This is a genomic window from Xylanibacter ruminicola 23 (assembly GCF_000025925.1).
Taxonomy (GTDB): domain Bacteria; phylum Bacteroidota; class Bacteroidia; order Bacteroidales; family Bacteroidaceae; genus Prevotella; species Prevotella ruminicola.
Genome location: NC_014033.1, coordinates 3,397,227 through 3,411,815 on the forward strand (window position 1 = coordinate 3,397,227; position 14,589 = coordinate 3,411,815).

The 14,589-nt window shown below is 47.4% G+C and carries 11 protein-coding genes and 1 tRNA gene; 9 read left to right on the forward strand and 3 right to left on the reverse strand.

Features of this window, described 5'->3' with window-relative positions; translation table 11 throughout:
* Positions 1–112 precede the first annotated feature (112 nt).
* Positions 113–1,696: an ATP-binding protein gene (locus PRU_RS14125; protein WP_041386365.1), complete on the reverse strand. Its 1,584-nt coding sequence runs from the start codon at positions 1,694–1,696 to the stop codon at positions 113–115.
* Between the two features lie 105 nt (positions 1,697–1,801).
* Positions 1,802–3,943, reverse strand: coding sequence for a ribonuclease R (rnr, locus tag PRU_RS14130; protein ID WP_013064580.1), 2,142 nt, complete (start codon positions 3,941–3,943; stop codon positions 1,802–1,804).
* Between the two features lie 159 nt (positions 3,944–4,102).
* Here rnr and PRU_RS14135 point away from each other — a divergent pair, with 159 nt between their 5' ends.
* From PRU_RS14135 to PRU_RS14150, 4 genes are all read left to right on the forward strand, one after another.
* Complete coding sequence (locus PRU_RS14135; protein WP_013063410.1) at positions 4,103–5,098, forward strand: NAD-dependent epimerase/dehydratase family protein; 996 nt, start codon at positions 4,103–4,105, stop codon at positions 5,096–5,098.
* Positions 5,089–6,045, forward strand: coding sequence for a phosphatase PAP2 family protein (locus PRU_RS14140; protein WP_013065396.1), 957 nt, complete (start codon positions 5,089–5,091; stop codon positions 6,043–6,045). The genes PRU_RS14135 and PRU_RS14140 overlap by 10 nt, the downstream gene beginning before the upstream one ends.
* Before the next feature lie 144 nt (positions 6,046–6,189).
* Positions 6,190–6,657 (forward strand): transcription elongation factor GreA, encoded by a 468-nt coding sequence (gene greA, locus PRU_RS14145; RefSeq protein WP_013064600.1) that lies wholly within the window; start codon positions 6,190–6,192, stop codon positions 6,655–6,657.
* 31 nt (positions 6,658–6,688) lie between these two features.
* Complete coding sequence (locus PRU_RS14150) at positions 6,689–7,081, forward strand: HIT family protein (RefSeq protein WP_013064248.1); 393 nt, start codon at positions 6,689–6,691, stop codon at positions 7,079–7,081.
* On the opposite strand, the gene PRU_RS14155 is transcribed toward PRU_RS14150, so the two are convergent.
* Complete coding sequence (locus tag PRU_RS14155) at positions 7,082–8,179, reverse strand: mannose-1-phosphate guanylyltransferase (protein ID WP_013063060.1); 1,098 nt, start codon at positions 8,177–8,179, stop codon at positions 7,082–7,084.
* A 156-nt stretch (positions 8,180–8,335) separates the two neighbouring features.
* Here PRU_RS14155 and PRU_RS14160 point away from each other — a divergent pair.
* From PRU_RS14160 to PRU_RS15490, 5 genes are all read left to right on the forward strand, one after another.
* Positions 8,336–8,420 (forward strand) — tRNA-Leu (locus PRU_RS14160).
* A 149-nt stretch (positions 8,421–8,569) separates the two neighbouring features.
* The gene (locus tag PRU_RS14165; RefSeq protein WP_224082998.1) at positions 8,570–9,949 is read left to right on the forward strand and encodes a glycoside hydrolase family 28 protein; all 1,380 of its coding nucleotides are present in this window, start codon (positions 8,570–8,572) and stop codon (positions 9,947–9,949) included.
* Between the two features lie 47 nt (positions 9,950–9,996).
* Positions 9,997–10,644, forward strand: coding sequence for a PAQR family membrane homeostasis protein TrhA (gene trhA, locus PRU_RS14170; RefSeq protein ID WP_013065398.1), 648 nt, complete (start codon positions 9,997–9,999; stop codon positions 10,642–10,644).
* An 83-nt stretch (positions 10,645–10,727) separates the two neighbouring features.
* Positions 10,728–12,233 (forward strand): succinate CoA transferase, encoded by a 1,506-nt coding sequence (locus PRU_RS14175; RefSeq protein ID WP_013065192.1) that lies wholly within the window; start codon positions 10,728–10,730, stop codon positions 12,231–12,233.
* A 24-nt stretch (positions 12,234–12,257) separates the two neighbouring features.
* Complete coding sequence (locus tag PRU_RS15490; protein WP_013065692.1) at positions 12,258–14,351, forward strand: PP2C family protein-serine/threonine phosphatase; 2,094 nt, start codon at positions 12,258–12,260, stop codon at positions 14,349–14,351.
* Positions 14,352–14,589: the final 238 nt, after the last annotated feature.

Sequence of the window (14,589 nt, forward strand, 5' to 3'; positions counted from 1 at the left end):
CTTGCTTTTAGTTATTTTTGGCAAAAGTACAAAAATAACCCGTTCGGTGTTTCCAAACGGGCTTGTAATTGATAGTTTCTCGATGCAAACGATTGCATGCAAGAAACTCTGCTTATCGGGGGAGTGTCATGACGAATCTGGCGCCAGGATTGAAGTCGGTATCCAGTTGTATATCGCCTCCCATTCGGCGGGCCATACTACGTGCTACGGTTAGTCCGATACCAGTGCCTTCGTAATAGGCGTCGAGCTGTACAAACTCGTCGAAGATGTGCTCAGCTTCCTTGGCTGGAACGCCTATACCATTGTCTTCGATTGCGAACTGTACACTGCTGGGCAGGGCCTCTATATGCAGTTTTACATGTTGATCGGCACTTTTTGCACTGAATTTGCGCGCATTGTCGAGTAACAAAGTCAGGGCACGAACAGCTGCCTGCATATTTGTCTTCAGTAGAATCTTCTCTACCTCAGGCTGTATCTCCAGATCAAACGTCAGTGAGGGATTATCGGCAATCATACTCTTGGCGATGGCCTCGCTGGCAATCTTGTTAGGCGATACCTTATCGGTTCGCTCAATCACGTTGCGACTGTTGGCATCGCTCAGTTCCAACATCTTGTTAACCAGACCGGTAATACGTTCGGTATTGGTTACAATGTCGTTGGCAATCTGCTTCTTCTCGTCCTCGCCTAACTCTAAGTCTGGAGTGGTGAGTATCTGTGTAAAGCCACTCAGGATATTCAATGGGGTACGTATCTCGTGCGAAATCTGTTGGATAAAGTGGGTCTTCATCTTCGATGATTCCTCAGCTCTGGCTGTGGCCTCTATCAACTGGTGGTTGGTTTGCTCCAACTCCATGTGGCTCATTTCCAAGATGTTGTAGTTGGTTTCTAACATAGCGTTAGTGAACTGCAACTTGCGGCGAGAGCGATAGAGGGTAAAGATATAAAGTGAGATGAGTGCCAGGATGATTATAACACTTAGATACCAGATCCACATGGGCACACCATGATGACTAACGCCTTCCTTGATTTCCGAGCCATATATCTTGTCAACCAGTCCTTCGCTGTCCATCTTGGCTATCTCCAGACTGATGGCGTCGATCAGCTCCTTGTTGTGGCCTACATAGCAGTATTCGCGTGGCTGTAGCGAAATCTCCTCTCGAGCCAGACTCTCGAGGCCGTAATGATCGATAAAGTATTTGGCCTGATAACGGTAGCAGATAATGGCATCGTAACGGCCGTTTGCCAGTTCGCGGAACGACTGGTCGAGATCGTTAACTTTTACGCAAGTACCACCTTCGCGCTCCACCAGTTCGGAAATATGGCGTGAGTTCAGGAAGGCAAATGTCTTACCTTTCAGGTTACGGAAGTCAAACGTCTTGTAGTCGCTTTTACGATACACCACCTGGTAGTACAGACGGAAGATAGGACGCGAATAATAGATGGTATCCTTGCGATAGGATGAGTAAACCATCATCGCCAGATCGGTATCGCCGTTAAGCACCGAGGTGGCCACCTTGTTCCACAGGTTGGGCACATAATAGTATTTGATACCCATACGCTTCATCAACTCGCGTGTAAAGTCGATGTCGTAACCATGGGGAAGTCCGTCTTTATCTACCGATTGCAGTGGGGCATAGTTGGCATCCAGACCAATGGTAATCTGGTCTGTAGGTGGCACGAATGCTATTGCTCGCATAGATATACTGCATAGAGTTGTTATCAACAACCCTACAATCCAGTATCTGTCTAGTCTCAATTTAATCACGTGTATTTGTTTTATTAATATAAGTTCTTAATCTTCTTAATCATCAGCCAGCGTAAAGTCTAACTGCTTGCGCTCCAGATTGGCACGGGCTACCTGAATACGTATGGGGTCGCCCAACTGGTACTTGGTGTGATGACGACGACCTACAATCATGTAGTTCTTCTCGTCGAAGTCGTAGTAGTCGTTACCCAGGTCGCGAATAGGTATCATTCCTTCACAGTGGGTCTCGTCAATCTGGGCATAGATACCGTACGACTGGATGCCGCTGATATGTGCATCGTAGGTATTACCAATCTTGTCGGCCATAAACTCTACCATCTTGTACTTGATAGAGTCGCGCTCAGCATTCATGGATATCTGCTCCATGTCGCTGCAGTGCTCGCAGAACTCCTCGTACTTATCCTTGTTGGCCGAACGGGCACCATCCTGATACTTGGTAAGCAGACGGTGAACCATCATGTCGGGATAACGACGGATGGGTGAAGTGAAGTGCGTGTAGTAGTCGAATGCAAGTCCATAGTGACCGATATTGTGTACGCTATACTTGGCTTTCATCATGGCACGCAAAGCAACAGTCTCAATGGCATTCTGCTCGCGTGTACCTTCGGCCTGCGACATCAGGGCGTTAAGCGACTTGGTGATAGCACCCTTGGTACCGGCAGTTTTTACCTTATAGCCGAACTTAGCCACAAACTCGCGCAGATTCTCCAGCTTCTGTGGATCTGGTTGGTCGTGAATACGGTAGGGCAGCGTCTTTGCTTTAACACCCTTCTTCACGCGACCGATACTTTCGGCCACCGTTTTATTGGCCAGCAGCATGAATTCCTCAATCAGCTTGTTGGCATCTTTCGACACCTTGAAGTAGGCGCGGATAGGTTTGCCAGTCTCGTCGATATCAAAGTGCAACTCCTCGCGGTCGAACTTTACACTACCGTTCTTGAATCGGGCTTCGCGCAGTTTCTTGGCCAGCGCATCGAGCTTCAACAGGAATTCGGCGTTTTCGCCTTTTCCCTCTTCAATAATCTGTTGAACCTCTTCGTAGGCATAGCGACGGTCGCTCTTAATCACGGTGTGTGCCAGATGCCAATCCTTGATGTTTGCCTCGTCGTCCATCTTGAAGATAACGCTGTAGCACAGTTTTTCCTCGTCGGGGCGCAGCGAACAGATAAAGTTACACAAACGCTCGGGCAGCATAGGGATGGTACGATCCACCAGATAGATACTGGTGGCACGTGCATATGCTTCCTTGTCGATGGTTGAACCCTCTTTTACGTAGTGTGATACATCGGCGATGTGTACGCCAACCTCCCAAAGACCTTTGTCTGTCTTCCTGATACTCAGGGCATCGTCGAAGTCCTTGGCATCCTTGGGGTCGATGGTGCATGTGAATACATCGCGGAAGTCCTCACGGCGAGCAATCTCCTCTGGGGTGATAGCTGCGTCGATCTTCTCGGCAGCCTCTTCTACGTTCTTGGGATACTTATAAGGCAGATTATACTGTGCCAGGATGGCGTGCATCTCAGCATTGTTTTCACCTGTCTTACCCAGAATATCGATGACCTGACCGATGATGTTCTTATGGTCCTGATCGGGCCACTGGATAATCTTTACTACAGCCTTGTCGTCGGTCTTACCTCCCTTCAGCTTACGCTTAGGGATAATGATATCGTGAACAATCGTAGAGTCGGCTGTTACCAGGAAGGCTATATCCTTTTCAACGCGCAGCTTACCAACGATCGTGTCGTGGGCTCGCTTCACAATCTCGATAACCATTGCCTCTTTGATATGCTTATCGCGGCGCGCCATAAGTGATACCTTTACATGGTCGCCATCCATAGCCGACATCGAGTTACGTTCGGCCACAAACACAGGTGTACCACCATCATCAGGCACAAACGAGTTACGTCCGTTAGCTTTTCTATGGAAGATACCTTCCTGTACCTGAGTCTTCAGGTTTAGTTTGTAGGAGTTGTCGCTCACTTTCAGCAGGAAATCATCCCACGCCATCTCCTCCATCACATCGATGGCCAGCATCTTGAGAGGATGAGTGTCGAGTTTCAACACCTTGAATATTTGTTTGAACGAGAATGTTTCGTTAGGATTATGTTGAAACAGGTTCTGTAGTAGTTCGCTTACCTGCTTCTTTCCTAAACGTTTTCCACCTTTCTTCTTACCCATAGCTTGTTTTCTTTTTTCTTTCTGCCTGCAAAGATAAGAAAAAAAAGGCACGGATTACACGGATTGACACAGATTTTTTCGTAAAATAGTTAAAATCCGTGTAATCCGTGTAATCCGTGCCTAAAAAATTGTAACTTTGCACGGAAATTTTTAAGATGTATGAAGATATTAGTAACTGGTGCGAGTGGTTTTATCGGCTCGTTTATTGTTGAGGAGGCACTCCGTCGCGGCTTTGATACATGGGCTGCGGTACGTGGCAGTAGCTCTAAGGCTTATCTGCAGGATGAGCGCATCAACTTTATCGAACTGAACCTTTCGTCGAAGGCTCAATTGGTGGAGCAGCTACGTGGTCAGGCATTCGATTATGTGGTACATGCTGCAGGTGTAACTAAGTGCTTGGATAAACAGGATTTCTTCCGTATAAACACCGAGGGAACTAAGAATCTGGTTGATGCACTCGTCGAGGTAGGTATGCCGCTGAAGCGATTGGTGTTTGTAAGCAGCTTGAGCATTTTTGGTGCTATCCGTGAACAGCAGCCTTATCAGGAGATTAAGGAAACCGATACGCCCCAGCCTAATACCGCTTATGGTCGCAGTAAACTGGCCGCTGAGCAGTATCTGGAACAGATGGCCTCGCGCGTACCTTATATAATAGTACGTCCAACTGGTGTTTATGGTCCTCGTGAGAAAGACTATTTTATTATGGCCAAGAGCATTAAGCAGCACTCTGATTTTGCTGTAGGCTACAAGCGTCAGGATATCACCTTTGTATATGTAAAGGATGTGGTTCAGGCCATCTTTCTGGCTTTGGATAAGGGCGAGAACGGTAGAAAGTACTTCTTGAGCGATGGTAAGGTATATCAGAGCGAGACGTTCAGCAATCTGATTCATCAGGAACTGGGATGCCCATGGTGGATTCGAATCAAGGCGCCTATCTGGGTACTGCGTGTGGTAACCTTCTTTGGTGAGTATATCGGACGACTGACAGGTAAGGTAACCGCGCTTAATAACGATAAATATAATATTCTTCGTCAGCGTAATTGGCGTTGTGATATACAGCCCGCTATCAGTGAACTGGGCTATAAGCCTGAGTACGATCTGGAACGTGGCGTGAAAGAAACAATTAAATGGTATCAGGATAACAAATGGTTATAAAAAAGATATTCGAGATAGAAAAGAAACCCCGTAAGGGATTAATGGCATTCGAGTGGGCAGTGATGGCTTATTTGCTGTTTACGTTGCTGCTTATTATGATTACCTTTACCAAATTGCAGAATCCAGGCGAAATGCTTTGGGGACGTGCGCAGGTGGTTATTTCTACTCTGGCACTCTGGTGGGTGTATCGTATGATTCCCTGCCGCCTCACGATGATGTTCCGTGTGGCATTGCAGCTGATACTGCTGTCGTGGTGGTATCCTGATACCTATGATATCAATCAGGTATTCCCTAATCTCGACCATGTGTTTGCCGGTTACGAGCAGCAGCTGTTTCACTTTCAGCCCGCTCTGGTCTTCTCGCAGGCTATCTCTAATCCGGTGTTTAGCGAGCTGATGCATCTGGGCTATGCCTCGTATTATCCACTCATAGCCCTGGTAACACTTTACTATTTCCTGTATCGTTATCAGGAGTTTTCGCGCGTGGTGTTTATCATCCTGGCATCGTTCATGCTCTATTATGTCATCTTTGTACTGATGCCCGTTACCGGTCCGCAGTATTACTACTTGGCAGCAGGCGTAGATCAGATAGCACAGGGCAACTTCCCCAATGTGGGCGATTATTTCGCTACCCACACTGAGGCGTTAACCATACCAGGTTGGAAGGATGGCTTCTTCTACCAGTGTGTGGCCAGTGCGCACGCAGCAGGCGAACGTCCTACGGCAGCTTTCCCCAGCAGTCATGTGGGTGTAACCACCATTCTGTTGTTGTTGGCTTGGCATGCCCGTAATCGTAAACTGCTGTACACATTGTTGCCCTTTTACGTGCTGATGTGTTTCGCAACTGTTTACATTCAGGCGCACTATGCAGTAGATGTGATTGGTGGTTGGATTTCGGCCCTCGTCATCTATGCGTTTTTGTTTTTTTTATCAAAAAAATTTGTTTGATTCGAAAATAATGCTTATCTTTGCAACCGAATAAGTAAGGATAAGACATAATACAACATAGGGATTCCGACACAAGGCGAGTCGGGATTCTTTTCTTTTTTGTCCATCCGAGTAATTAAGAAAATCTTTAAAAATTGAATAGTTATGGCATACATGTCACAAGAAGGCTACGATAAACTGATAGCCGAACTGCAGCGTTTAGAAGGTGTTGAGCGTCCAAAGGCCTCAGCCGCTATTGCCGAGGCCCGTGAAAAGGGCGATTTGAGTGAGAACTCTGAGTACGATGCCGCTAAGGAGGCACAGGCTCACCTTGAGGATAAGATCAATCAGCTGAAGATGACTATCGCCGAAGCAAAGGTGATAGATACCAGCCGTTTGAGCACCGATTCTGTACAGATTCTCTCGAAAGTAGAGATGACTAACCTGACCAATAAGGCCAAGATGACTTACACTATTGTAAGCGAGAGCGAGGCTAACCTGCGTGAGGGTAAGATCTCTATCCAGACTCCTATTGCCCAGGGCTTGCTGAACCATAAGGTGGGTGATGAGGTTGAGGTGAAGATTCCTCGTGGTACTATCAAACTGCGTATCGACAAGATCACTGTTGGTTAATTGAAAATTTGATAATTGAAAATTGAAAGGCATGGATATCTTTAGCAAAATCGCAGCTGGCGAGATTCCCAGCTATAAGTGCGCTGAGAACGAGGAGTTCTACGCATTTCTTGATATTAATCCGTTGGTAGAGGGACATACACTGGTTATCCCCCGCCGCGAAGTAGATTACATCTTTGATATGGACGACGACGAGTTGGCTCGCTATCAGGTGTTTGCTAAGCGCGTTGCTCTGGCCATCAAGAAGGCCTTCCCATGCAAAAAGGTAGCACAGGTAGTGCTGGGCCTCGAAGTGCCCCACGCACATATCCACCTCATCCCTATGCAGAGTGAGGCCGATGTTGACTTCCGCCGTGAAAAGCTGAAGCTTACAGAAGATCAGTTTAAGGCTATTGCCGAAAAAATACGTGGTGAGTTTGTGTGATTACACAAACTCATCGCCGTATTTAATCCTTACCTCGTTTACATATTTCTTTACCATCGACGAGTTGTCGCTCTTCTTGCAGATGAGTAGCACTCCGTCTTCTTCGGCTACGATATATCCCTCCAGACCGTTGAACACGCCCAGTTTTCCTTTAGGTAGCTTGATGATGTTGTTCTTGCAGTCCTCTAGTATCACCTCCGAGTCCATCACCACGTTGTCGTCGGGTACTTTGTGCATCACCTCGTAGATGGCATGCCAGGTACCCAGGTCGGCCCAACCAAAGTCGCATTTCATCACATACACGTTGTTGTTGCTCTGCTCCAGAATGGCGTAGTCGAGTGATAGGTTGGGATAGCGTGGATAGTTATCGGCCACAAACTTGGCTTCCTCTTCCTCTGTGTAGTTCGGATTGTCGTAGCGTAACTCACGCAGTACCGGGGGAAATACATGCTCGAACGTGTCGAGCAAGTGGTAGGCGTTCGAAATGAAGATGCCTGTGTTCCAGTAGAACTCGCCGCTCTCCATAAACATGCGTGCAAACTCGCGTTCGGGCTTCTCGGTGAATGATTTAACCTCGAACACATCTGGCTTGCAGCTCAGGTCGCCCAGCTGTATGTAACCATAGCCTGGCTCGGCACGTGTGGGTTTAACGCCCATAGCCAGCAGCACGTTGTTTCTGGTAACGTAACTGATGCCTACCTCCATGCTGTGTTCAAATGATGACTCGTTCAATATCAGCTGATCGCTGGGCGATACGATGATATTGGCATCTGGTGTGTGGTGGTGAATACGCATGGCAGCCCAAGCTACACTGGGGGCTGTGTTGCGATGAATAGGCTCTACGATGATGTTCTTTGTGTCAACCTCAGGTAGTTGTTCTTTCACCAGTTCCAGATATCCCGCGCATGTACATATTAATATATTATCTTTGGGTAACAATCGGGCAAAACGGTCGTAAGTCGTTTGTAACAAAGTGCGGCCAGTGCCAAAAAGGTCCAAAAACTGTTTAGGGTACTGCTCTCGGCTAACGGGCCACAATCGCTGACCGCGACCCCCTGCCAGAATCACGCAGTAATTTTTATTATTATTTATTTCCATCATTAGGATTTTAGCATTATATTCTACCTGCAAACATACAAATATTTTGCGAAACAAACAAGAAAATCCAAGTTTTTTTTCATTTTCTTTTGGTAATTCAAATAAAAGTCGTATCTTTGCACCCGCTTTAGGAGATTAAGCAGCAAAGACTGTTAAGCCCAGATGGCGGAATCGGTAGACGCGCTGGTCTCAAACACCAGTGGAGCAATCCATCCCGGTTCGATCCCGGGTCTGGGTACCAAGTCCTAAGGCAAGGGAATCTTCGGATTCCCTTTTTTTGTGCCAAAAAGTTAGTAGTTTTTCAGGAAAATGATTACCTTTGCAGCCATGAGAAAGTGTTTTGCGTTTTTTCTGTTGCTGTTGTTGACTGTTTTGTCTTGCTCTGCTAAGGTGAAAACAACGATAAGTACCCGCGATTTGCAGGTAGATACTACAGGCCAGTCGCTGTGTACCAACCAGTTGCAACAAGCCATCGATCGTTTGGCTAAGAAAGGTGGTGGCACATTGTTGCTGGCGCCAGGACACTATCTTACAGGTGGCTTGATGCTGCGTTCAGGCATTACACTGCAGTTTGATGAGGGTGCTGTGTTGCTTGGTAGCACCAATCCTTACCACTATCAGTCGATGGCTGTTGAAGATACCGACGACCAACGGGGTGATAATGCCTCGATGGCCTTGTTGATGGCAGATGGAGCTGAACACGTTTCTATTTGCGGAAAGGGTGTGATTGATGGGCAGGGCCTGCAGTTGGCCCTGAATATCGATAGTCTGCACCATACAGGCGAACGGGTTGATGCACATTACAACCAGCGTCGCCAACGTCCCAGCGAACTGGCGCGTCCCAAACTCTTTTTCTTTTACCGCTGTAAGAATATTGAGGTCAATGACGTGACATTGAAAAGTAGTGCCAACTGGGGCTTGTCGTTCGATTTATGTCAGCACCTGAAGCTTACCAACCTGACTATCGAGAACCGTGCTTATTGGAATAATGATGGTATCGACTTTACGGATTGCCAGCATGTACTGGTAGCCGATTGCCGTATCAACTCGGCCGATGATGGCGTTTGCTTGAAGTCGTATCACACCCAGAGCGAGTGTCGTGATATAGAGCTGGCTCGTTTGGATATCCGTAGCAGTGCTTCGGCCATCAAGTTCGGTACTGCCTCGTGGGGTGGATTCCGTCAGGTGTATATCCACGATATCAAGGTTCGCGATACGTTCCGTTCAGCCATTGCTATCGAGAGTGTTGATGGTGCTCAGATAGATAGCATCCTTGTGGAGCGTGTTGATGCACGGAACACCGGCAATCCTGTATTTATGCGTTTAGGACAGCGTGCAGGTCAGCGTAAAGGCTCGCTTAAGCATGTTACCATTCGCGATTTTAAGTGTGAGGTACCTTTCGGTCGTCCTGATGAGGCTTACGACTTGCGAGGCCCTGAAGTGGATTTCTTTCACAATCCCTTCCCCAGTAGCATCTGCGGTATCCCTGGCAATAAAATCCAGGATGTTCTGCTTCAGAATGTCAGCATCCTTTATCCTGGTCGGGCCACCAAAGGTATGGCCTATATTCCTCTTTGGCGTAAAGGCGATGTACCCGAACAGATACAGAAATATCCGGAGTTTACCATGTTTGGCGAACTCCCGTCATGGGGCTTCTATCTTCGTCATATCGATGGTATAACGCTCCAAAATGTGCAGCTGAAGTTAGCGGCCGATGATTTCCGTCCTGCCATTGTTGATGAGGATGTGGACGGACTGTTGATTAAATAAGAAAATGTCAAAAACTCTACAAAAGATTTTAATTAAATAGATTCGTTATGATTAGGTATACCAAGAAGGAGGAGATATGGAATGCGGCATCGCACGGTGGAGGTGTTCTGTTGGGTGTGGTGTTTGGTATTATTTTCCTGATATGGTGCTTCCAGGCCGATAATAACTGGGCCCGAATTGGCGTGATTCTTTACCTGTTTGGTATGCTGGGCTCGTATGCAGCTTCTACCATCTATCACTCCATCAAACACCACTCAAAATGGAAGGAACGATTACGCAAATGGGACCATGCTGCCATCTACTGGCATATAGCTGGCTCGTACTCGCCTTTAACGTTGGTGGCCCTGCGCGAACAAGGTTATTGGGGATGGAGCCTTTTCTGCTTTGTGTGGGCTTGTGCTATTGCAGGAACCATTATCAGCTTTATCCGTCTAAAAGAGCATTCCAACGTCGAAACGTTCTGTTTCGTCGGTATGGGACTGAGTGTTCTGGTGGCCTTCAAACCTCTGATCGATTCGGTATCAACCGCGGCTGTTGTATGGATTATTGCCGAGGGTGTGAGCTACATCACTGGTGCCGTTTTTTATTCTTTGAATAAGACCAAGTATATGCACTCCGTTTTCCACTTTTTTGTGCTTGCTGGTAGCATTTGTCACATCATTGCCGTGTGGGATGTGCTGATGGAGTACTTATAATGGTTAAAAGTTCGGGGTTTTTTTTGGTCGTTTCGCTAAAAAGTAGTAATTTTGCACGCACATTTGCAAATTTAATCTATCATATGGCATATACACGTATCACAGCTGCCGAGGCTGCAGCATTGATTAAGAATGGCGAGAACATCGCCATGAGTGGTTTTACACCCGCAGGTGTAGCCAAGGCAACAACAAAAGAGTTGGCTAAAATTGCTGTAGCTGAGCATGAGGCTGGTCGCGAGTTTAAGGTAGGTATCTTTACCGGTGCTTCTACTGGTCAGAGTACCGATGGCGACTTGGCAAATGCGCAGGCCATTAAGTATCGTGCCCCTTATACCACTAATCCCGATTTCCGTAAGCATGTTAATTTGGGTGAGATTCCCTATAACGACCTGCACCTGAGTCATATGGCACAGGAGCTGCGTTACGGTTTCTATGGCGATGTGGATTGGGCTATCCTCGAGGTGTGCGACATCGAAGAGGTTGGCAACGACTATCACGTGTATCTCACTGCTGCAGGTGGTATCTCGCCCACAGCAGCCCGTTTGGCTAAGAAGGTTATTCTCGAGCTCAACTCGTTCCACAATCCCAACGCCAAGTTTATTCACGACGTGTATGAGCCACTTGATCCTCCTTACCGCAAGGCTATCCCCATTGAGCACGTAGGCGACCGTATTGGTAAGCCCTATGTAAGCATTCCTAAGGACAAGGTGGTAGGAGTTGTAGAGTGCAACATTCCCGACGAGGCCCGTGCCTTTAAGGATAGCGATCCTGTAACCGAAAAGATTGGTTTCCTGACTGCCGAGTTCCTGGTGGAGGAGATGCACAAAGGTCGTATCCCTCAGGAGTTCCTGCCATTGCAGAGTGGTGTAGGTTCAACAGCCAACGCTATTCTTGGTGCACTCGGTGAGGACAAGCACGTGCCTAACTTCAATATCTATACCGAGGTGATTCAGAACTCGGTTATCGAGATGATGCTGAACGGACGTGTAAAAGATGCATCGGCTTGCTCGCTCACTGTATCTAACGATTGCCTGATGCAGGTTTACGACAATATGGACTACATGAAGCAGCACCTGACACTGCGTCAGAGCGAGATCAGTAACTCGCCTGAGCTTATCCGTAGATTAGGTGTGATTGCTATTAATACGGCTATCGAGGCCGACCTTTATGGTAACGTAAACTCTACCCACATCAGTGGTGTGAAGATGATGAACGGTATTGGTGGTAGCGGCGACTTTATCCGCAATGCCTACCTCTCTATCTTCACCTGTCCTTCGATTGCTAAGGGTGGTGTCATCAGTTCTATCGTGCCATTCGTTAGTCACCAGGACTCTTCGGAGCACGATGTTAATATCATCGTAACCGAGCAGGGTGTGGCCGACTTGCGTGGTAAGAGCCCTGCCCAGCGTGCAGAGTGTATTATCGAGAACTGCGCACATCCCGACTATAAGCAGCTGTTGTGGGATTACCTGAAGATTGCTAAGATGGGACAGACCCGTCATTGCCTCACTGCTGCATTTGCCATGCACGACACACTGGCTCGTAAGGGCGACATGAAACTGACTGACTTTGCTGAATATGTGAAATAAAAACAATGGACTAATTATTAATATATGAGAGATTTTAAAAAATGGCAATTTAGAATTACCTTAATCCTTACTGCTGCAATCCTGATGTCGTGTGGCGGCAATTCGCGCTCATGGAAGGGAAACAGTAAGTCGGCTAAGGATTCGCTGAAGGTAAGTGCCATAGACAGTATGATTGTAGCTGTTGAGGAAGCAAAGGATTATGAACGTAAGTTTGCTTTGGCCGACAGTTTGGAAAAGACAGGCGACATCAGTCCTGTAAAGGCAAATTATTGGCGTGGTACTGCTTTGCGCAGCATGAAGAAAAAAGCAGCCTCTGAGGCATACTTCAAGAAAGCCTTGGAAGTAGAGGAGTTACAGGAAAAGGATGTGCTCTATTATAGCCGTTCGGCTCGCATATTGTCGCAGATGCTTTCGGTTAAGAACGATTACGAAGCAACCCTGCGTGTGGCAACACCTGCCGTACAGAAACTGGCAGGACTTCCCAAGGCACAGTCGGGCGATTTGGCTGTCCTCTATTATGTAATCGGTTCGGCCCAGATGTATCTTGGTCACGTCGAGGATGCTTCTGAGAGTTACGAGAAATCCTTCGAGCAGTATATGAAATCTATCTCGAAGAAAGATACCAACGGTTCACGTATCCGTTCGGCCATTACCGGTATTAACAATATTACCGTGGCCTGTCTGAACACCCAGCACTATAAGGAGGGTAAGAAGTGGAACGACCGTACCGACTCTCTGCTGTATGTGTATCGCTTGCGTCCGGATGCCGACTCTGAGGTTTGCGACCACTATCGCGCTCGTATCCGTTTGTTCAACGCTTTGACTGCCTATGAGTTCGGTCATCGTGCCGAGGCAGATGCCAGCTTTGCTGCCTTCCAGAAAACTGATTATGCAGCTACCGAGCAGGGAAAGTTGGATGCTAACGACTATCTGATGAAGGCTCATCGTTTCGAGGAGGCTGCTAAGAACTTCCGTACGCTCGATCACTGGGTTGATGTCCGTGGCATGAAGATGAATCTTGATAATATCTCGATGTATCTCATTCCTAAGTATCGTGCCAATATCGGTGCTGGCCGTAAGGATTCGGCTATTTACGTAGCCAATCAGATTGTAAACGCATACGATTCGGCCCTTGTATGGTCAAAGCGTGATGATACAGCCGAGATGGCAACCATCTACGAAACCCATCAGAAGGAAGAAGAACTGGCTCGCAGTCAGTGGGAGCTTGAGAAGCGTGGACATGATATTGCCCGTCAGCGTATGATCAGCTTCGGTATTGGAATCCTGCTGCTCACAGGCTTCCTGGGCTTCTATACACTTAACAAGCGTAAGGCCTTTAAGCTGTTGCAGGATGCCTACGATCAGCTTGAGGAGGCTACTTCGGCCCGTGAGCGTATCGAGAGTGAGTTGCGTATTGCGCGCGATATCCAGATGTCGATGATTCCGGCCTCTAACCTTGAGAGCGAGGGCTTGGATCTGTTTGCATCGATGACGCCTGCCAAGGAGGTTGGTGGTGACCTTTACGACTACTTCCTTGAGAAGGATCACCTTTACATTGCTATCGGCGACGTATCTGGTAAGGGTGTGCCTGCCTCACTGTTCATGGCTCAGGTTATCCGCCTGTTCCGTGCCATGGCTAAGCAGCACTACACGCCTGCTGATATTTGTACCCGCATCAACAACGAGTTGACCGAGAATAACGAGAACGGTATGTTCATCACCATGTTCATTGGTTTGATCGACCTGAATAGCGGTCGTCTCGACTTCTGTAACGCAGGTCATAATCCTCCCGTACTGGGCGGCGATGCTGATGGTGGTAACTTCCTGAAGATGGTTCCAAATGCACCTATCGGTTTGTGGCAGGGCCTCGAGTTCGAGGGTGAGTATATCGATAGCATCAAGGGTAAGCCTCTCTTCATCTATACCGATGGTTTGAACGAGGCCGAGAACCCCGATCTGGTTCGCTTTGGCGATGATCACATGCTGGATGTTCTCCGTCATACCGAGTTTGCTAACGCCATGCAGGTGGTTGAGAGCTTGAAGCGTCAGGTAGAGGAGCACCGTCAGGGTGCCGATCCTAACGACGACCTCACTATGATGTGCCTGAAGGTTGGATAATCCGTAAAATTATATACCGATATCATCAAAAGTACCGCAACGCGTTGCGGTACTTTTTTGCGTATATGCGCTTGCATTTTTAGCAAAAAATGTTCATATTTGCAATACCAAAACAACACAAATATTCATATAATAGGTCATTTGATGGTATCACAATAGGGTTGTCTTGTTGCACATATCATTAAATTTAATTAGTTAGATAAGGTCACCGGCTTGTGAAAGTCGGTGACCCATCTAA

Bases quoted from the DNA above. Each gene is read 5' to 3' on its own strand.
- PRU_RS14135 (WP_013063410.1), top strand. From the start codon at position 4,103: ATGAAGATATTAGTAACTGGTGCGAGTGGTTTTATCGGCTCGTTTATT.
- PRU_RS14175 (WP_013065192.1), top strand. From the start codon at position 10,728: ATGGCATATACACGTATCACAGCTGCCGAGGCTGCAGCATTGATTAAG.
- trhA (WP_013065398.1), top strand. From the start codon at position 9,997: ATGATTAGGTATACCAAGAAGGAGGAGATATGGAATGCGGCATCGCAC.
- greA (WP_013064600.1), top strand. From the start codon at position 6,190: ATGGCATACATGTCACAAGAAGGCTACGATAAACTGATAGCCGAACTG.
- PRU_RS15490 (WP_013065692.1), top strand. From the start codon at position 12,258: ATGAGAGATTTTAAAAAATGGCAATTTAGAATTACCTTAATCCTTACT.
- PRU_RS14155 (WP_013063060.1), bottom strand. From the start codon at position 8,179: ATGGAAATAAATAATAATAAAAATTACTGCGTGATTCTGGCAGGGGGT.
- PRU_RS14150 (WP_013064248.1), top strand. From the start codon at position 6,689: ATGGATATCTTTAGCAAAATCGCAGCTGGCGAGATTCCCAGCTATAAG.
- rnr (WP_013064580.1), bottom strand. From the start codon at position 3,943: ATGGGTAAGAAGAAAGGTGGAAAACGTTTAGGAAAGAAGCAGGTAAGC.
- PRU_RS14125 (WP_041386365.1), bottom strand. From the start codon at position 1,696: ATGCGAGCAATAGCATTCGTGCCACCTACAGACCAGATTACCATTGGT.
- PRU_RS14140 (WP_013065396.1), top strand. From the start codon at position 5,089: ATGGTTATAAAAAAGATATTCGAGATAGAAAAGAAACCCCGTAAGGGA.